Source organism: Paenibacillus sp. VTT E-133291 (genome assembly GCF_002264395.1).
Lineage (GTDB): Bacteria > Bacillota > Bacilli > Paenibacillales > Paenibacillaceae > Paenibacillus_AQ > Paenibacillus_AQ nitricinens.
In genome coordinates, this window is record NZ_NFVA01000008.1 from 63,351 (window position 1) to 82,773 (window position 19,423).

General features: G+C 44.0%; 15 protein-coding genes. 13 read left to right on the top strand and 2 right to left on the bottom strand.

What is annotated here, in order from left to right:
- Nucleotides 1–39 precede the first annotated feature (39 nt).
- The 13 genes from CA598_RS05615 to CA598_RS05675 all read left to right on the top strand — a co-directional run bounded on the left by CA598_RS05615 (nucleotide 40) and on the right by CA598_RS05675 (nucleotide 18,056).
- Nucleotides 40–807, top strand: a complete 768-nt coding sequence (locus CA598_RS05615; RefSeq protein WP_094869088.1) for a DUF1836 domain-containing protein — start codon at nucleotides 40–42, stop codon at nucleotides 805–807.
- A gap of 91 nt (nucleotides 808–898) precedes the next feature.
- Nucleotides 899–2,101, top strand: a complete 1,203-nt coding sequence (locus tag CA598_RS05620; RefSeq protein ID WP_179281530.1) for an MFS transporter — start codon at nucleotides 899–901, stop codon at nucleotides 2,099–2,101.
- A 142-nt stretch (nucleotides 2,102–2,243) separates the two neighbouring features.
- A complete protein-coding gene (locus CA598_RS05625) occupies nucleotides 2,244–3,848 on the top strand; it encodes a TerB N-terminal domain-containing protein (RefSeq protein ID WP_094875792.1) in 1,605 nt (534 codons plus the stop codon).
- A gap of 15 nt (nucleotides 3,849–3,863) precedes the next feature.
- Nucleotides 3,864–5,183: an ATP-binding protein gene (locus CA598_RS05630; RefSeq protein ID WP_094875793.1), complete on the top strand. Its 1,320-nt coding sequence runs from the start codon at nucleotides 3,864–3,866 to the stop codon at nucleotides 5,181–5,183.
- Nucleotides 5,180–7,378: a DEAD/DEAH box helicase gene (locus CA598_RS05635; RefSeq protein ID WP_094875795.1), complete on the top strand. Its 2,199-nt coding sequence runs from the start codon at nucleotides 5,180–5,182 to the stop codon at nucleotides 7,376–7,378. Before CA598_RS05630 ends, CA598_RS05635 begins: the two co-directional genes overlap by 4 nt.
- A 179-nt stretch (nucleotides 7,379–7,557) precedes the next feature.
- The gene (locus tag CA598_RS05640; RefSeq protein ID WP_094875797.1) at nucleotides 7,558–9,249 is read left to right on the top strand and encodes a spore germination protein; all 1,692 of its coding nucleotides are present in this window, start codon (nucleotides 7,558–7,560) and stop codon (nucleotides 9,247–9,249) included.
- 34 nt (nucleotides 9,250–9,283) lie between these two features.
- Nucleotides 9,284–10,387 (top strand): GerAB/ArcD/ProY family transporter, encoded by a 1,104-nt coding sequence (locus CA598_RS05645; RefSeq protein ID WP_094875798.1) that lies wholly within the window; start codon nucleotides 9,284–9,286, stop codon nucleotides 10,385–10,387.
- Nucleotides 10,380–11,570 carry a Ger(x)C family spore germination protein gene (locus CA598_RS05650; protein WP_094875800.1) on the top strand — a complete coding sequence of 397 codons (1,191 nt, stop codon included), beginning with the start codon at nucleotides 10,380–10,382 and terminating at the stop codon, nucleotides 11,568–11,570. The genes CA598_RS05645 and CA598_RS05650 overlap by 8 nt, the downstream gene beginning before the upstream one ends.
- Nucleotides 11,571–11,750: 180 nt before the next feature.
- Nucleotides 11,751–13,124 (top strand): sugar ABC transporter substrate-binding protein, encoded by a 1,374-nt coding sequence (locus tag CA598_RS05655; RefSeq protein ID WP_094869080.1) that lies wholly within the window; start codon nucleotides 11,751–11,753, stop codon nucleotides 13,122–13,124.
- Between the two features lie 76 nt (nucleotides 13,125–13,200).
- The gene (locus CA598_RS05660; RefSeq protein WP_094869079.1) at nucleotides 13,201–14,091 is read left to right on the top strand and encodes a carbohydrate ABC transporter permease; all 891 of its coding nucleotides are present in this window, start codon (nucleotides 13,201–13,203) and stop codon (nucleotides 14,089–14,091) included.
- 17 nt (nucleotides 14,092–14,108) lie between these two features.
- On the top strand, nucleotides 14,109–15,032 hold the full coding sequence (locus CA598_RS05665) for a carbohydrate ABC transporter permease (protein ID WP_256990369.1): 924 nt from the start codon (nucleotides 14,109–14,111) through the stop codon (nucleotides 15,030–15,032).
- Nucleotides 15,033–15,109: 77 nt separating this feature from the next.
- Nucleotides 15,110–16,891 (top strand): cache domain-containing sensor histidine kinase, encoded by a 1,782-nt coding sequence (locus CA598_RS05670; protein ID WP_094875801.1) that lies wholly within the window; start codon nucleotides 15,110–15,112, stop codon nucleotides 16,889–16,891.
- Nucleotides 16,872–18,056, top strand: a complete 1,185-nt coding sequence (locus CA598_RS05675; protein WP_094869077.1) for a response regulator — start codon at nucleotides 16,872–16,874, stop codon at nucleotides 18,054–18,056. The genes CA598_RS05670 and CA598_RS05675 overlap by 20 nt, the downstream gene beginning before the upstream one ends.
- Nucleotides 18,057–18,128: 72 nt before the next feature.
- Here the strand turns inward: CA598_RS05675 and CA598_RS05680 are convergent, their stop codons facing one another.
- Complete coding sequence (locus CA598_RS05680) at nucleotides 18,129–18,446, bottom strand: DUF4190 domain-containing protein (RefSeq protein ID WP_094869076.1); 318 nt, start codon at nucleotides 18,444–18,446, stop codon at nucleotides 18,129–18,131.
- A 24-nt stretch (nucleotides 18,447–18,470) separates the two neighbouring features.
- Nucleotides 18,471–19,250 carry a GNAT family N-acetyltransferase gene (locus CA598_RS05685; protein WP_094875803.1) on the bottom strand — a complete coding sequence of 260 codons (780 nt, stop codon included), beginning with the start codon at nucleotides 19,248–19,250 and terminating at the stop codon, nucleotides 18,471–18,473.
- Nucleotides 19,251–19,423: the final 173 nt, after the last annotated feature.

Consider the following 19,423-nt stretch of genomic DNA (forward strand, 5'->3'; position numbering starts at 1 on the left):
ACTTTTCAGAAAAATATCAAATGGTGGAGGGAAACAGATATGGAATCATTTGCATTGACTCGTGTGGAGATGTCCAGTCTTCTGCTCTCATTGACCGGATTATCAGACCGGAAACCGCTGAATATCCTCCAAGAGGCATGGACCAAATTTCATCTTGATGAAATTCAAAAGGGGACTTCGTTACCCGCTTTTTTATCTACAGATGTTCCACCCATTTTACAAAAGATCATTAAGGGCGATAATGTTAAAGGCTTTTCACTTGGTGAAATTGCTTCATTAGGCCATCTTATAGAGTATTCCACGTTGACTGTGACTACTATGCAAAACTGGGTGAAGCGCGACTTTAAGGAGTACCTCGGTTCTCCAAGAGAGGGAAAAAAGTATTCAGTCAATCAGGCAGCACTTCTGTTTATGATTGATGATCTCAAATCGGCCCTGAATTTCGAAAGTATTCGTCAGCTATTCCAACTGATGTTCTTAAAGCCAGATCGCGACGATGATGATCTCATAGAACCGGCAAAACTGTATTTCGCATACGCTGGACTTTTTGAAGAGATCAAGAGCAATCCCACGATACAGACGCAATGTAAAGTAGATCAACTTTTACATAAGGAGTTCTCCTGGAAAGAAGAATCCCTGCTTAGAAGTTCTACAGATCGTGTGATCAATCGGCTGACGCATCTTACAAGATCTCAGAGAGAATCTGTGCGCAACATACTGCTGATCGCCACGATAGCTGTTCAGACCTGTTATTTTCAATCACTTGCCAGACAATACTTTAATGCGGCTTTATTTCTTGATTTTTGAACGCTTCAATTTTAAAATGTATAAGTGAAACAATCAAAAGTAAGTTTCATAAGATATATGTTGGATATAAGGGGGCTTAGAAGTGAATCAAATGACACTGCTGCGGAATCCGAAGCAGAGGAAATTACTCTTCAGTGCAGGCTTAAGCTGGATGTTCGACGCGATGGACGTCGGGATGATTTCTTTTGTTGTAGCGGCTTTAGCCAAGGATTGGAATCTGGGACCGGAGCAGATAGGCATATTAACAAGTATTAACTCCGTGGGCATGGCCGTGGGCGCTGCGGCGGCAGGGATATTAGCAGATCGATTCGGACGTAAACCGATCCTTCTATGGACACTCCTGATTTTCTCGGCTGCGAGTGGGTTATCGGCTTTTGCAACAGGCTTCGGGATACTCTGCGTGCTTAGATTTATCGCTGGATTTGGACTAGGTGGGGAGCTGCCTGTTGCCTCAACTTTAGTGTCTGAGAGTATGCCTGCCCGTGAGAGAGGCCGCGCGGTTGTGCTGCTGGAGAGCTTTTGGGCGGTTGGGTGGATTGCTTCTGCGTTAATTGCATTCTTCGTCATTCCTGATTATGGCTGGCGTGTAGCATTCGGCATTGGTGCTGTTCCCGCTCTATATGCTTTATATTTAAGACGCGCTATAGATGATTCGCCGAAGTTTGCAGAGATTAAGAAGGCACCTGTCTCCTTGAAAAAACGTATCGCAACTGTATGGTCACCAGAGTATCGCCGTTCTACGATTATGCTGTGGATTTTATGGTTTACCGTAGTGTTTTCGTATTATGGCATGTTTTTATGGCTTCCTACAGTTATGGTACTTAAAGGGTTCAGTTTAGTTAAGAGCTTCGAGTATGTGCTAATCATGACACTCGCCCAGCTCCCGGGTTACTTTACTGCCGCTTACTTCATCGAGAAGTTCGGACGTAAGTTTGTCCTGGTCATCTATATGCTGTTCACTGCCGTTAGTGCGGCATGGTTCGGAAATGCGACGACTGAAGGCATGCTGATGGCTGCTGGTATTTGCTTGTCGTTCTTCAATCTTGGAGCATGGGGTGGCATGTACGCATATACACCAGAGCTATATCCAACATCTATTCGTTCAACAGGTGCTGGTTTAGCGACTTCTTTTGGCCGGATTGGTGGCATCATCGCTCCTTTACTAGTAGGTGTGCTGGTAGGTAAATCTATAGCAATTGGCTCGATCTTCATGTTATTTTTTGTAACGATTATTATCGGGGCGTTAGCGGTGCTCTTCCTAGGAAAAGAGACAAAGGGAACGGAGCTACTGTAAAGGATAATTCTTCATTACATACTTGATGTTAATCTATCAACAATGCTAAAATTTAATAAGAACAAAACGGTTCCTTCACAATTGTGAACAGGGCCGTTTTTTTTAAATTAGTCCTTCTTTTATAAGAACGGAGCGATCGAACATGAGTAAGGATGGAAAGCAGCCTCATTTCACGGAATTAGTCTGGGAAAGTACGGAGCAAAATGTTCCTATTCCCCCGCGAAATTCATCAGAACCAGTGCTGCCTAAGTTATCTACTGCAAATGTAGGGAAGTCTAAAGCGTCGTCAGAACCTTCTCTACAGCTTCAGCTTTGGGATCTGGAGACCGACATGCCGGAGCCTGTGACAACTACCGAAGGTCAGTTTGTAGCTAGAGCGAAGGAGCTGGAACAAAGAACCGAGGATTCGGCGCTATTTGTTCCTTTTAAGAGTTACTGGCCAACGTATGGCCATATGACAGGCACGCAAAGTAGATGGTATTTTTATTGGCGCTATGAAGTTAGACAGGGTAGATATCCGAAAACGGATCTTTCATATATTTTTCTGCATGTGTATGAGCTTATTAATGGTGTAGGCTGGCAAGATCCTTATGATGGCTATAAGCAGCTCAGTCAAATCTGGGAAGCTTATCGAGAAAATTATAAACGTCTGGATCAATATTTGGGTGGTTGGATCGCGGACTTCTCGTTTGTTCATCATTTGGATGTGCCATTATCGCTAATCGTTGCTCGTTCACGCGGCCTTGCTGGAGATCTGGCTGAGCTAGAGTTAGAGAGATGTCTTACTGTATCTCCTGAGCAGTTAACCTTTACGGTATTAACAGCGATGTCGGACTACGATATTAGTAAATCGAAGTTTTATATGGGGGAAGGTAAAGAAGCCCTCGAACGATATATTCCACAGATAGTGGCATTAATCAACGCTTATGTCAGTCGGAAACACGGCTCGAATTTGGTTGAAATGTTCCCACCAGGCCCATCAGTTATGCGGGAGCGTTATTTATTCCGTAGCGCCGTATATGATATTTCGCTATATGGTTATTCTGTACTTATACCGGTTGTACGTATCAGTAAATCTCCACCGCTTCGCAGTTTGATTACAAGGCTGTTTCGTTTGACTGAGAATAAATTACGGGAACTGCTGGGTTATCGTGGTCGGCTCAAAGGGGTTAACGTGGATGCTGATATGGATGATCTTATCACTCGTTTTCTGAAGCGGGAATTTGAGAAAGAGAAACAGGAAGACAAGGGGCCGGCAGTAGTCATTGATCGTGAGAAGCTTGAAAGGCTGCAGAGTGATTCCGAGATTGTACGAACCATGCTTACGGTTGAGGAAATGATTGAGCTGGAAGAGCCTGAGGATAGCGGTTTTGAGATTACTAATGAGGAATCCAAGCTTGAAGAAGTAGTAGAAAAAGAAGAATTTGAAGAGATTGAAGATGAAATCATTGTACCGCTTCAGTCTCTTGAGCCTGAATTAACTATAGAAGAAATTCAATCTGCTAACGTAGGAACGGAGTGGGAGCCGTTCTCTAAAGCTTTAAGTCCACTCCAACATAAAGCTCTTATTGCGCTTATGAACGAGGATGGAACACAAGCCATACAGAAGCTAGCGGCTGCAAACGGCACGATGTCAGAGCTCTTGATTGATGAGATCAATGATATGGCAATGGACATTCTAGGTGATTTGATCATAGATGGTGAAGAAATTGCAGAAGAATATAAAATTTATCTGCTTAATATTTAATGAGGTGAACTTTGGATGAATGTTTTAAAAATACCTAAACGCATGACGACAGCGCTAGTCAATTCACTGACAGCCGGTGTGGTTCCGCGTATCGGACTAGAGCATATAGCCGTTGGTCGCCGGCCAGAGATTGAAGCGATATTGAGAGATATGGATAACATTGCGGAGGGTGGAGCTGCTTTTAAGCTGATTACAGGCAAATTCGGTAGCGGCAAAAGCTTTCTTTTGCAGATGATACGTAATTATGCGATGGATCGGGATTTTGTAGTAGCTGATGCGGATCTATCCCCTGAACGAAGATTAGTGGGAACGAAAGGACAAGGTCTTGCTACATATCGAGAGCTGATGAGTCACTTGTCTACCCGGACGCGTCCAGATGGAGGGGCTCTGGAGATTATTTTGCAAAAATGGATCATTACGCTTCAGCAGTCTGTGATGCAAGAGAATGAATATGGCCCTGATCACCCCCAGCTTGGAGAAGAAGTTGAGAAACGAATCTATGCTGTAGCCTCCGAAATGCGCGGGTTGGTGCATGGATTTGATTTTGCCAAAGTACTGGCTTCTTATTGGAATGCCCATAAGCTGGCTGACGATGAACTGAAGCAGGATTCCCTTCGCTGGCTCAGAGGTGAATTCGCCACTCGAACGGAAGCACGAAAAGCACTTGGTGTTGGCGTGATTATTGATGATGATAATTGGTATGATTATATGAAGTTGTGGGCGGAATTCACTTCTGCTATTGGTTATAAGGGACTGCTGCTGTTCATAGACGAAGGCGTCAATCTCTACAAAATCACCAACAGCATCTCACGTCAGAGTAACTATGAAAAGCTGCTTACGATGTTCAATGATACGATGCAGGGCAAGGCAGAGAGCCTGGGAATTTTTATAGGGGGGACTCCGCAATTTGTGGAAGATAGTCGACGCGGATTATTTAGCTATGAAGCGCTGCGTTCTAGATTAGTTGCAGGAAGATACGGCGCAGCAGGTCTGAACAATTATACCGGGCCTGTTATTGCACTAGACATGCTTTCACATGAAGAAATTTTGATCCTTTTGCAAAAGCTTAGAGATATCCATGCCCTTCATTATGGTTACGAAGCACAGTTAACACAGGAACAATTGGTTCATTTTATGGAAGAAGCAGTGGGCAGATTAGGGGCAGACGAGCTCTTGACTCCACGTGAAGTGGTGCGTGATTTTATGGATCTGCTACACACCTTGCACCAGCATCCGGAAATTTCTTTCGAGAAGCTAGTGGGCGAACGAGCCACTAAACCTGCTGAAAATGAACAAAACGAGTTAGATGGATTCCTCGCGGAGTTTGAATTATGAGTGATAATCCGTTTTACAGGCTGGCTCCCTTCATTAAAGAGTTTATCTATAAGAATCGTTGGGAGACCTTGCGCGAGGCGCAGGTAGATGCCTGTCGTGTGCTGTTTGATACGCCAAATCACTTACTGATTGCTTCGGGTACAGCTTCTGGTAAGACAGAGGCGGCTTTTTTTCCAGCGCTTACTGAGCTGTATGAACGTCCATCCGGTTCGGTCGGTATTCTGTATATCGCTCCGCTGAAAGCTTTGATTAACGATCAATTTACACGGCTGAACGATTTACTACGTGAAGGCAATATTCCGGTGTGGCACTGGCATGGGGATGTCCCGCAAGCAGATAAGACAAAACTGGTGCAGAATCCTTCCGGCGTGCTGCAGATTACTCCTGAATCGCTTGAGGGACTATTGATGAACCGTCCGAATGCTATTCCGGCTCTGTTCCATGATCTTCGTTTTATTGTTATAGACGAGGTTCATGCCTTCATGGGCGCTGATCGGGGGATTCAGGTCTTAAGTCTGTTGGCGAGAATCTCACGAATGGCGGGATGTCATCCGCGCAGAATCGGTCTATCGGCCACGCTTAGCGACTATGCTTCGGTGACGGAATGGCTGGCGGCTGGTACGCGGGAGAGCGTAGAGGTGTCCGCTCCACAGGGCGGGCGTAAGCTCCGATTAAGTGTGGAGCATTTCTCTTTTCCGGATGCACGGGATGAAGTGCAGGCGGAGCATTTAGAACGCGCGAAGCAGTCTTACTACGATTTCATTTACGATCATACGCATCTTAAGAAAGCGTTGATCTTCACGAATAGCCGCTCGGATGCGGAGACGGCGACCCTTGAGCTGCGGAGAACGGCCGCGAAGCGTGGAGAACGGGATGTTTTTCACGTTCACCATGGCAGTATCTCCGCGATGCTCCGCGAAGAGACGGAAGCCGCGCTGCGGCAAGGTTCCGGACCTGCCGTTGCGGCAGCGACATTGACGCTGGAGCTGGGCATTGATCTGGGAGAGCTGGAGCGGGTGCTCCAGGTCGGCGCTCCTTATAGCTGCGCAAGCTTTGTGCAGCGGCTCGGTCGCTCGGGCAGGCGCGGGGACGCCGCATCCGAGATGATCTTTGTCACGCCCGAGGAAGAGGATGAGGAAGCGCAGCTTCCGGCACGAATGCCTTGGACATTGCTTCGAGCGATTGCGGTGATAGAGCTCTATGTGCGCGAGAAGTGGGTTGAACCACTGGTGGTGCGCCAGTTGCCCGTTGGTCTGCTATACCATCAGACGATGAGCGTATTGAAAAGTATGGGGGAGGCGGAGCCGGAGGAATTAAAAGAGGCTGTACTTAGCTTACCTTCCTTCAATAGCATTGATCCTGTGGACTACGATACTTTCATGACTTATATGCTGGGTATGGGACAAATCGAGAAGATGGATGAAGGCAGCCTGATTATCGGGATGGCAGGGGAGAAGATCGTGAACAACTTCCGCTTCTATGCAGTCTTCAAAGACGATGAAGAGCATGTTGTCTATAACGGGACGGAAGAGATCGGTTCGATCACAACGGTACCACCACCGGGTTACTGTTTTACTCTGGCAGGAAAGCTCTGGAAGGTAGAAGAGGTCGATAATCGCCATAAAGCTGTTTATGTAAAAACCTCACGCGGAAAAGTGGATACGTTGTGGCTTGGAGCGGGTGGGGATGTGCATACACGCATTATGATAAAGATTCGTGAAGTGTTAGGCGCAACATCCTTGTATCCGTATCTTGCTCCGAGTGCGGCCGCGCGGCTTGAACGAGCACGCCGTTTAGCGAAGGAAAGTGGAATGCTTGAACGTTCCGTTATGCCGGCAGGTGGAGATTCGATGTTTATCTTACCGTGGGCGGGTAGTCGGCAATTCCGCACACTAGAGCGCCTTCTCAAGAACAATTTAAAGAGCTCACAGGGACTTAGATCTATCGTACCGATGGAACCTTATTATATGGTGGTTGCAGGCAAAACAGATGCAGATACACTGGAAGCAGAAATTATCGCTGAAAGCATGGCTGCAAGTGACCCTTTATCCTTGTTATCACCAGATGAGGCGCCTTATCTCGGGAAATACGACGAGTTCATCCCGCATGAGCTGCTGCGCAAAGCTTTTTCTTTGGATGGATTAGATGTTCCGGGGTTGCTTGAAGTGCTAAAACAATGGCGGCAACCACAATAACTATTTTAAACATTTTTAATCGAGACGCCCGCTTATGCGGGCGTCTCTTTATGTTCGGACGCACAGCAACATGTATGTCCTTACGCCAATCTAGAGTTTCCTCCTATTCCAAAAGCTGCATAAAAATAGGGCAGGCGGAGAATAGTATCTAGAAGATTCCTATTAAGAGGATGATTGCGATGTGGTCTAAAATAGTCTCTTATATTCCCGATTGGACAGTTTTTATACAGGCGGCGATAACGTTGCTCTTTCCCATAGCGGTTTATTATCTTTATAAGCATCTATATTTCTACGTTGGAAGCGGACGCTCCAAGAATTCAGGGGCTAAATCTCAGGATGCAGAACCGAAGAATTCGGACAATCATGCAGCAAATCAACAGGAAACTGAAGCCGATCACCCGCCTTCTAAGTCTACAGGGTTTACTCAAGACTATGATGACAATTTAGCAGCGATAAGAACGGCATTAGAAGGAAATAGTGATGTGTGTTTTCGTGAATTCACAGTCAAAGGTATTCAGGCACGTGCCGCTTTGGTCTATGTTGAGGGCATGCAGAATGAACTGCTAATCAACCAACAGGTGCTGCAGAATCTGATGTTTGCCAGTGAAATGCAGGCTTCCGAAGGAATATACACCTATATGAAACAGAATATGCTACCGCTGGCTCAGCTAAACGAAACTAGAGATTTGGATCATCTGCAGGAGTCAGTCCTGTTTGGATACACCGCACTGATTGTAGAAGGCATGCGTGAGATGCTGCTGGTTGGCTTTCCACATGGAGCAGTGCGCTCTATTACTGAGCCGACTTCAGAAGCTTTACTGCGGGGACCAAGGATTGGATTTACCGAAGTGCTCAGTGAGAATACCTCTATGCTTCGCCGACAAGGGCTCAATAAGCATCTGGAAATGCAAAGGTTTGAAGTGGGTAGCGAAATCAAGAAGAACCTGGTTATCGCTTATATGAAAAACATTGTAAATCCAGATCTGCTACAGGAAGTGAAAGACCGGATCTCCAAAATTGATATGGATTTCATTCTGGAATCTGGTTATGTGGAACAGTTAATCGAAGATGATTATTTAAGCCCGTTTCAACAAACACAGAATACAGAAAGACCCGATCGTGTGATTGCATCCTTATTAGAGGGGAGAATCGCTATCCTGCTGGATGGCACACCGTTTGCCCTCATTGTTCCAGTTACGTTCAGTATGCTATTGCAGTCACCTGAGGACTACTATGAGCGTTGGTTTCCAGGTACACTTTTGCGGGTGCTACGGTTTGGCGCAGCATTTCTGGCTCTGTTAGCCCCAGCTCTGTATATTTCCTTTATCTCCTTTCATCCGGGGCTGATTCCTACGCAGCTGGCGATTTCGATTATCGAAACACGCCAAGGTGTACCCTTTCCTTCATTGATTGAAGTGTTGATTCTGGAGATTTCCATTGAAATCTTGCGTGAAGCTGGGATTCGTCTGCCAAAGCCCATAGGCCCGGCAATGGGGATTGTTGGAGGTCTGATCATTGGAGATGCCGCGGTACGAGCCGGTATTGTAAGTCCCTTTCTGGTAATTGTCGTAGCCGTGACAGCGATCTCTTCTTTTTCCATACCGATGTACAGTGCTGGCATTACCCTCCGGATCTTACGATTCGCAGGCATGTTATTTGCGGCGGTTCTGGGTATGTACGGAACCATCCTATTCTTCCTGCTGATTTGCAGTCATCTGACTCGACTTTCTAGCTTCGGGGTTCCTTACGTCACCCCAATCTCGCCATTTCGGGTTAGTGACTGGAAGGATTTGTTCGTCCGTGCCCCGTTATCCATCATGAAGCGAAGACCGGAGATGCTGAAGACCCAGAAGAAAAAACGCAAGTCCTAGAGAATGAATCTAGCAAGGCAGAAGGGAGAGCGCAGTGTTCAAACGTACGGATGACAAGATTTCAACCTCGCAGGCTACCATAGTATTGACCAATTCAATGCTGGGTGCTGGAATTTTAACCATGCCGAAAAGTGTTGTCAAGGCTGTGCAGACTCCCGATGCGTGGCTTTCAGTGGCGCTGGGTGGTATCGTCGTGTTTATGGTGATCATGGTAATGGTGAAGCTTAGCCAACAATTTCCGGGTAAAACGGTCTTTCAGTATTCTAAAAAAATTGTTGGAAATTTCCCAGGCAGTGTGCTGAGTTCACTATTGATTCTCTACTTCATTGTCATTGCGGGCTTCGAAATCCGCGTACTGGCAGAAGTAACGTTGTTCTTTCTTCTGGAAGGCACGCCGATCTGGGCGATTGTGATGCCTTTCATCTGGGTGGGGACTTATCTGGTGTACGGTGGGATTAATGCCATTGCCCGCGTGTTTCAGATTGTATTTCCAATCAGTATTTTCATCTTGATCATTTGCTTTATATTAAGCTCCAGAATATTTGATATTCATCATTTACGTCCTCTTTTGAGTGAAGGCATGATGCCGGTCATCCGCGGGATGAAGTCGAGCATCCTAATCTTTACTGGTTGTGAGGTTGTAATGACGATGACGGCCTTTATGCAGCATCCGCAGGAAGCGGTTAAAGCGATGACAGTCGGCTTATGCATCCCGCTGGTGCTGTATCTGGTGACTATTGTGATGGTTATTGGTGGTTTGTCCATCAATTCTGTAATCACTAGTACTTGGCCAACGATAGATTTAGTACGAAGCTTTGAAATTTCAGGTTTCTTTTTTGAACGATTTGAATTCCCGCTGCTGGTCATCTGGCTGATGCAGATGTTTTGTAATTTTTGCAGCTTTTTCTTTAATGCTTCACTTGGAATCTCGCAAGTGTTCAACGTGAAGATTCACCCGGTAATGATCGCCTTAATGCCCATCATCTTCATCTGCACGATGATCCCTCAACGCCTTAATGACGTCCTCAAACTTGGTGATTCCATTGGTTATATGGGTGTGATGATCTTTGTATTGTTGCCAGTGTTATTGTCGATTGTATTACTGATCAGGAAGAAAGGACTCAAGCAGAATGTTTAGACAGAGGGTTATACACATTCTATTAATATTTATGATTCTGATTACGCAGCCTGGCTGTTGGAGCAGTAAAGAGATTGAAGACCTGAGTGTTTTTACGGGATTGGCGCTTGACAAGGGGGAACCTAAAGCGATCGAGCGGGAATTCGAGGAACATGGAGGAAGCTACCAAAAGCATAATAAAGTTACGGCAACCGTACAAATTGTGCCAGAAAGAACAATCGGAAACTCCGGTAAAAGCGGTGAAACACCCAAAACCCACTATAACAATATTTCCGAATCAGGAGATTCTCTGCTTGAAATATTCCGTCAGTACTCCATTCGGCAGAACCGTCCGATTATAGGCCATCACCTCAAGGTTATAGTCATATCAGAGGATCTAGTGCAACAGGAGAAGATCAGAAGGTTAATGGACTTTGTACTGCGAGATAACGATATCCGTCCCAGTTGTCTCATATTTCTTAGCAAAGGTCGTGCATCCGATACACTTGTGACGAAAGAGGAGGAGATTCCTTCCTTTCGACTGGCGGAGATGGTCCGTAACAACTTCAGAACCAGTAAAGTTATGAAGGGCATAACGTTATCACATCTAGATGCACTGATGTACTCCAAGCAAAGTTTTGTGTTGCAGAACATTGTGGAGGCACAAGGTGAGGTCAAATTTTCCGGAGCCGGTATTATCAAGGGAGATACAGGACATTGGATCGGCAATCTCGACCAACATGATGTGGAGAGTATTGCTTGGATTAAGGGGGATATACAAGGCGGGAATATCAAAGCCTATGATCGGTCGAATGACACCGTTACTTATGAGATTAAATCAGTGAAGAGCAAGATTACGCTGAAGGAGGGTGATGATAAGGCGATGTCATTTCATGTTGTGATTGAGTCCACTGGACGCCTAATTGAGGATTGGAATGTGGATGAGGATTCCTCGAATGTTCCTTATTTCGAAGAATTAGAGAAGATATTCGAAGATGAATTAACCCAACATATCAATGATCTTATCTACAAAATGCAGTCCACCTACAAAGTGGATGTAGCAGGATTCGGTGATCGGCTCAGCATTGAAAAGCCGCTAGTCTGGAAACAGATGAAGGATCATTGGGACGAGGAATTTACTCGGATTCCATTGACCTTTGATATAAAACTTAAAATCACCGATTTTGGTTCCACATCTAAATGATCGCCTCACGTCGAAAATATGGTTCATGGAAGCACCCGAATTAGCGGGTGTTTCGTTATGTTCGGACATATATTGTATTTTTCTAGAAAAAACAAACCATTTATCTTAAATTTGACACCTTGTTGAAAGCGCTTAACAGTACAATAATTAGCCTATAACGAAAATAGGGGGCGTCAAACAATGGTCAGCAAAAAAATGAAGGCAACTTCAACAATTGCGTTATCAGCAGCTTTGGTTTTAAGTATGGCAGCGTGTGGAAATTCAAACAACAATGAGAGTAAAGGCGCTACAGAGTCGAAAGGGAATACAGCTACGAATGCTCCAGATGCCGGAACTACTAAAACCGAAAGCGGTAAGAAGGTCACGATTACTTTTCAAAATATTTATCCGGATCCAGCAACACCTGCTTATAAGATGCTTCATGAATTAGTTGACCAATATGAAAAAGAAAACCCTAACATTCACATCGAACTAGATACTTTGAATACAGACCAACAAAAAGTCAAACTGAAGACACAAGCTGCTTCCAAAGAAGTTCCTGATATTACGATTGTTAACCCGGCTGCACAAATGAAACCCTTCGTTGATGCTAAGCTGTTTGCTCCCCTGAATGATATGCTGGATCAAAATGGACTGAAGGACACTTATCAATCCGGTCTGCTTGATTACTACAGCTTCGATGGCAATGTTTATGCGCTGCCAGATGGTAATAACATCGAGGTAGTCTATTATAATAAAGAACTTTTCGAGCAAGCGGGAATCACAGACACTCCTAAAACATTCGATGAATTACTCCAAGATGTAAAAACCTTGAAAGCAAAGGGCATTACGCCAATCGCGATCGGTGAAAAAGATTCCTGGACGGGTTCATTCTTGTTCATGAATATCCTGCTTCGCACCAATGGGGGACCTGGTTTCCTTCAAGATGTGCTGGATGGCAAAAAAACATTTGAAGATCCTGCTTTCATAGAAGCTGTTGACCGTTTCCAAGATCTCGTGCAAGCAGGTGCATTTCCAGATGGAGCTACTTCCATCGATGCTAACGCAGGTGGTAATATCTTTAAATCCGGTAAAGCTGCTATGTGGGTTATCGGTTCTTGGGAAACAGGTGCAATTGACGCATCCTCAGTGGCTGGTAAAGCAGGAGCCTTCCAATTCCCAAGTGTGAATGGTAAAGGTGATCCAAATGAATTCATGCTCGCACCAGGTAGCGCCTTTGCAATTTCTGCGAACAGTGAGCATTTACAAGAAACCAAAGACTTCTTAAACTTCTTCACACTTAACTATCCTAAAAAGCAATTTGAACTCAAAAATGCTGTAGGGATTGGTCAAAAAGTGGATGGAGACCTGAAAGCCGCAGGTTACTCTGATCTGGCGATCAACGTTTCAGGATTATTCAATCAGGTTAAAGGTGGCGACTTGGCCTTTGACAACACTATGAACCCAGCTACGGCACAAGTCCATCTCAGCAGTATCCAAAATCTTTTTGTTCAAAAAGTGGATTCCGCTCAAGTAGCTAAAGAACATCAAACCGCATTTGAAGCAAATAAATAAGAAGGTTTCCAAAACGCGATGCGAGGGTGCTTAAACGCTTCTTCGCATCGTGTTTACATTCTAGGGGGCGGAAATAATGAAGGTACTAAAGGTTCCAGCGCGCACAATCGCCGTCTTCGTGTTACCTTGCCTGCTTTTGTATGTGTGCTTGGTGTTTGCTCCTATTCTAGTATCCTTTTATACAGGATTGCTAAAATGGGACGGAATTACGACTGCGAAGTTTGCTGGACTTGCTAATTTCAAAGATATGTTTTTTCATGATCCGGTATTTTGGCCCTCTGTAAGGAGAACATTACTCTATGCTGTGGCTTCCATGGTGGAAATTCCATTTTGTTTGTTGATGGCTGTCCTTCTAAACCGGTACGTGAGAAAAGGAAACACTTTAGTTTCTATTTACTTTACGCCGGTTATTTTGTCGGTGGTTATCATTGGACAGCTCTGGAAAACGATTTATGACCCGGTATCCATGGGAGGGATGTTGAACGGTGTCCTGATCTCTCTTGGGCTGGATAGCTGGACTCACAATTGGATCACAGAACCTAAAATTGCGATGTTCGCTCTTTATGCAGTATCTCTATGGCAATATTTCGGCTACCATTTGCTGATTCAATATACCGGTGTTCAGAATATTCCGGATGAGCTGTATGAAGCGGCAAAGATTGATGGGGCTGACGGATTCAAAGCCGATCGATACATTACTTTTCCGCTGATTATTCCAATCTTTAAAATATCTATCGTACTCGCCTTTATAGGGTCTTTGCAGGCTTTTGATCTCGTAATGGTCATGACAGCCGGTGGACCCGCTCATGCTACAGATGTTATCTCCACACATATGTACAACAGTTCATTCTTATCCTTTAAATATGGCTATGGTAGTGCTATCGCTTCTTTCTTGGTCATACTGTGCCTAGTGTTTACTGCTAGCATAAATACGATCTTTAATAAGCTTGAGAAAAAATTCAGTTAGCAAAGGAGTGCGCGATTATGCGGAATGTCAAGCATAAACGCCCAAAGCGTCCTTACAAGGACGGTAAGCGCTTAAGCGAGAAATATAAGGATAATGTAATAAGTGGAACTCATACGTTCTTATATTTCAAGAAAGGACTCGTGTATCTTCTCTTTGCGATTCCTGTCGTTACCCAGCTATATCCTCTTCTATGGCTAATGCTTTATTCCTTGAAGACCAATGAGGAGATTTTGGGAGGACGTTTTTTCTCATTTCCTAAAGTATTTCAGTGGCATAACTATAGCGAGGCTTATAAGTCAGGTAGTTACCTAAAGTATTTATCAAATAGTGTATTGGTTACTGGTGTAACGATGATCTTCGTTATCCTGCTTAGCTCCATGGTAGCTTACGCGATTTCTCGATTCCGTTGGCGTTACGGCAACTTGGTCATGACGATTTTCTTAATGGGGATGATGATTCCCATGCAGGCCACTTTGCTACCACTGATGATCATTTTCAAAAATATGCATATTCTGAATACGCATTTATCGCTCATATTACCTTATGTAGCTTTTTCTACTCCTATAGCGGTGTTTATATTAAGTGGCTTTATGAAGAGCATTCCGCATGAAATCGAAGAATCGGCCTTTATAGATGGGGCGAGCGTATATCGGATCTTCCGCGCGATCATTCTTCCTGTATCCGTGCCACCGGTAATGACTGTGTGTATTCTAACGTTCATCAACATTTGGAATGAGTATATCTTAGCGGCCACCTTCATTTCCTCCGAGAAATTGAAGACCTTGCCCTTTGGCGTGTACACATTCGTTAGTCAGTATTCTGTAAACTATGGAAATATCGGTGCATTTCTAGTGATGGGTGCGTTACCCGTCATTTTAATCTATTTCTTCTTATCCAATCAGATTACAAAAGGAATGGTGGCGGGAGCAGTAAAAGGATAACTCTATATTGCAAATTACAATAATGGAATTATAATGAAGAAGCAGCAGGACAGATGAGTTTGAGGAGGGAAGCCTTTTTGAAAAACAGCTTTCATTCCATCCACCATCGATTGTTTTTGCTGTTTCTTTTTTGTATGTCTAGCATTCTATTAATTGTGAGTCTGCTCTATTACAACCGGACAACTGTACAGTTTCATGAGAAAATAAGTGATTTGTCGCAGAAGAATGTCGCCCAGACGGCGGATCTATTCAGCTTATTGTACAAAGGGTATGATAGTCTCTCTAAATCACTCAGCAATAACTTTGAACTGATACGTTTGATTAATGAGACAAGCACTGAGCCGGCGGTAGCTTACATCAATGAACAGACAATTACCAATATTCTAGGAGCTATATTTTATTCTCGGGATGATCTCGTAGGTATTCATGTCATTACAGATAAAGGTAAGATTTATAATTACGGAAATTATATGAATGTGGTTGATCCCGATTATATGAAGGAAGATTGGTACCATCAGCTGCAAGCTTCCTCCGGTAAAATGGTCTGGCTCGGCGTCTATGAACATTCTCTTATCGATCAAGTAGAGGATAGTCCTGTGTTTGCCTTTGGCCGTCAGATTTACGATCTCAATGAACACAAACCGATTGGCATTGTTCTGTACGAGACGAATCCGAAGCCTGTTCTGGATGCGCTAGATAATGTGAAGCTGGGTGAGCATAGCCAGGTGTATTTAATGTCGCAGGATGGACGATTCGTATCCTCTGCCGAAGATCAGGAACCTGATTTAACTCAGCTCCCGTCTTTACAGAACTCCCAGAATGTTGTGGTCGAACAGACAGCAAGTCGTCTGCTTGTCGCTTCTAAACTGTCCTTCTCTGGTTGGTGGGTGCTTAGTATCACTCCTAATCGTGACCTAAATGTAGAGTTGGTAGAGATGAAACGTTATCTGTTCATTGTATTTTCGATTCTTGTACTCGTCTCTACTTTAATAGCTTCTATGGTTTCACGAACGATTTCTTTGCCGCTTAAAAAGGTGATTCGAGAGATGAAGCAAGTGGAGATCGGGAATTTTCGGGGAATGGTGAATGTTTCTTCTTATCAAGAGATTAATATTCTTGTTGCTTCGTTTAATCGGATGGTTCGCCGAATCGAAGAACTGATCGAGCGGGTGAAACTTTCTTCCGTCAGTGAGAAGAATGCTGAGCTTCATGCCTTGCAATCTCAAGTGAACCCACATTTTCTATACAATACTTTGGATATGATTTATTGGATGCTGGATGAGGAAGGGAATGAGCAGCTGGGTGAACTTGTTCTCTCGCTATCTTCGATGTTCCGGTACAGTAGTCATTGGGAAGTTGACGTAGAAGTCACACTACGAGAAGAACTGGAACAAATTGGACACTATCTAAATATAATTTCTATCCGACTGGAAGGTCGTCTACGGATTGAGATCAATATAGATGAACGATGGCTTGAGGTTCGCCTTCCCAAGATGACTGTACAACCGGTTATTGAAAATGCTGTAAAACATGGCTTGGAATCGCTCGACCGTCAAGGTATTCTGAAGGTGAGTGTAATTGAAGAAGCTGGAGTACTGAACATCGTTGTTCAAGATAATGGCAAAGGTATGGATGCAGAAAAGCTGAATGCGCTGGTGGAATCCTTGGATCGGGCAACAACGAAAGAAAATGGAAAAATGGGGATAGGTCTTCAAAATCTGCACCGGCGGCTCCAGCATATGTTCGGAGAATCCTATGGTCTTGTGATTCGAAGCTTACCTGGAGAAGGAACTGAGGTTGCTATCATGCTACCGATTCCGCAGGAAGGAGAGCATAGTCTTGAACATTCTCATAGCTGATGATGAACGAGTGATCCGAGAAGGCATTAAGCGCACTATAAGAAGTATCTATCCAGATTATTGTGTACATGTGGCTGCGTCCACAGAAGAAGCTGTCAAGATTATGGAGGAACAGTCCATCCATATGGTCTTAACTGATATTCTTATGCCCGGTATGAATGGCCTAGAGTTCATGAGGATTTCTAAGCGGCGGTATCCTTATGTCAAATGGGTAGTCATCTCTGCACACAGTGAGTTTGCCTATGCACAGGAGGCTGTTCGTCTTGGAGCGAGAGATTATCTACTTAAGCCGATCGGTAAAAGCAAGCTACTTGAGATTATAAGTAACTTATCGCTAGAAATAGAGCAGGATCATAAATTTATTAAAGATGAAGACCGATTAAGGTCAAGTCTCAAATATTTAAGAGAAGGTGTATTTCAGAGGCTCGCTTCTGGTTTTAATCTCGGTAATTTAGACATCAGCCAATTAATAGAAGATCATCAATGTTTCTATTTGATTTTGCTCCAAATGGATGCGGGTGATAAAAACATTCGGATAGAACATTTTATTGTAGAAAATGTGTTAACTGAGCTGATAGATCGGGACGGGAGCGGGTTTGTAGTCAGCTATGACCGCCAGAGTCTGCTGGGATTAATCACCTTAAGAGAAGAAGCACGATTAGAAACTTTTCTGGAAGATGGGCGTACCTATTTGAAGCAATATTTAAAAACACCCTTCCAAATGATCCATTCCGGACTTAGCTACGATATAAATACTGTACCTCAGATCGTAACGAGCTTAAGAGAGGCAGTGAATTCGCAAGTGTTGGATTTAACGCCAGCGAAAGGTAGTGGCGAAAAAGCCATCGACATCGCATTGCAATATGTAAAAGAACACTATTTCGAAGACCTTACTTTAGAAAAGATTGCCTCCGTTGTATTTCTGAATCCGGTTTACTTCAGTCAATTATTTAAACAGAAGACGGGTCAAGGCTATAAGGAATACGTGACATCCTTACGTTTGGAACAAGCAAAGCTACTGCTTGTAAACTCGAAGCTTAAGGTGGCAGAAATCGCCGAACGTATTGGATATCAGGACATGCGGCATTTTACACAGATGTTCCGCAAGCGGTTCCTAGTAACTCCGACGGAGTATCGCCAGCAGCTTAATAATGGAACCTACTGAATGGTTCATAGGATTGGAAAAAGGATCTCTGCAGCCATTAGGGTGGCTATAGAGATCCTTTTCTTCTGTGGATCAGTAATGGGGGTAATTTGCTGCTGCATATATAAAAATAACGAAAAATAAAATTAATATGGCGTAAAGTAGAGTGCCGACAATCCCGCATACCAGACCCGCAATAGCTAAGCCTCTTCCTTGCTCATACCGAATCCGTATTTCTTTAAGGGATAGGGCAGACAGAATAACCGCTACAATCCCTAACAAAAATCCGATATAAGGAACAATTATGGAAAGTACTCCTAAAACGAAACCAGCAATTGATTTGCCATTCATCGGTGTTGGTGGGGGCGGGGGAGGATAATAGTTTTGATTCTCGTTCGGCACATAACTCATTCAAATCACCTCCTATCAAGCGTGTTATTGGATGTAGTTAATCCAGTGTTCAAGCTGTACACAAGGAATGAGTCCAATAGATTCAGCTAGTCTGATGGACGCTTGATTTGTTTCAAGCACATGATAGCGTGGAATAAACCCTCGTTCTAACGTTTCTTGTATGGCGGTTTGGACCACCTTTTTCGCATACCCGTTTCTTTGTGAGGATTCTAATGTATGTAGAGCGCCGATTTCCCAGATGGTTTCTTCATTACGGAACGCTAGGCAGGTACTGACCGGATTGCCGTCTAGGAAAATTGACACGGAAAAAGCACCATTTTGAAAATAGTCTTCTATTTCATCTTTCGTGTAATGATTAGCGGCCCATAGCGGAATTAATCTGTCGTCAACCACATGACTGATAACAATTTCTTCGTCCTTCGGAAAGATTTGCCCCTCAACTGTACTGTATGAGTAGAACCCCCGGACTTTCTCCATTGAAAATTGTGATGATAAGGCCTCTGTGTAGTTCACGTCTTGCAGTTTAAAAACAAATTTTGCTTGCGGAGGCAGCAATTGAAACAGAGCCGGAAATACATCTGGGCTGCTGTAATCCATAAATACGATGTAATCCGCTTGAGGATATACTCTATGATCATATGCGTAGGCTGAGCCAGGAAGAAGCAATAAAACACCCCATTGACTTCCTTGCTCCACAAGATGAGACGCCATGACTTTCTGGAATGAGGTTAGCATTTTTAATAAACTGACATTCTTCAAGGGTTCCTTGCGCAATTTGGTCATAATTCGGTCATTCTGGTGCATGTTATTAACTCCTCGCTAAATAGAATCAAATATAAATTGTACTTATGTAGATCATATATATTTGGATGATTATTATATCGCAGAAATACGTAAGCTTGACAGTGACTGCTATAATGTATTAGGGAAATAAAGCTTGCTGTTTGATGCAGCATACGTAATCGGAGGCACAGAAA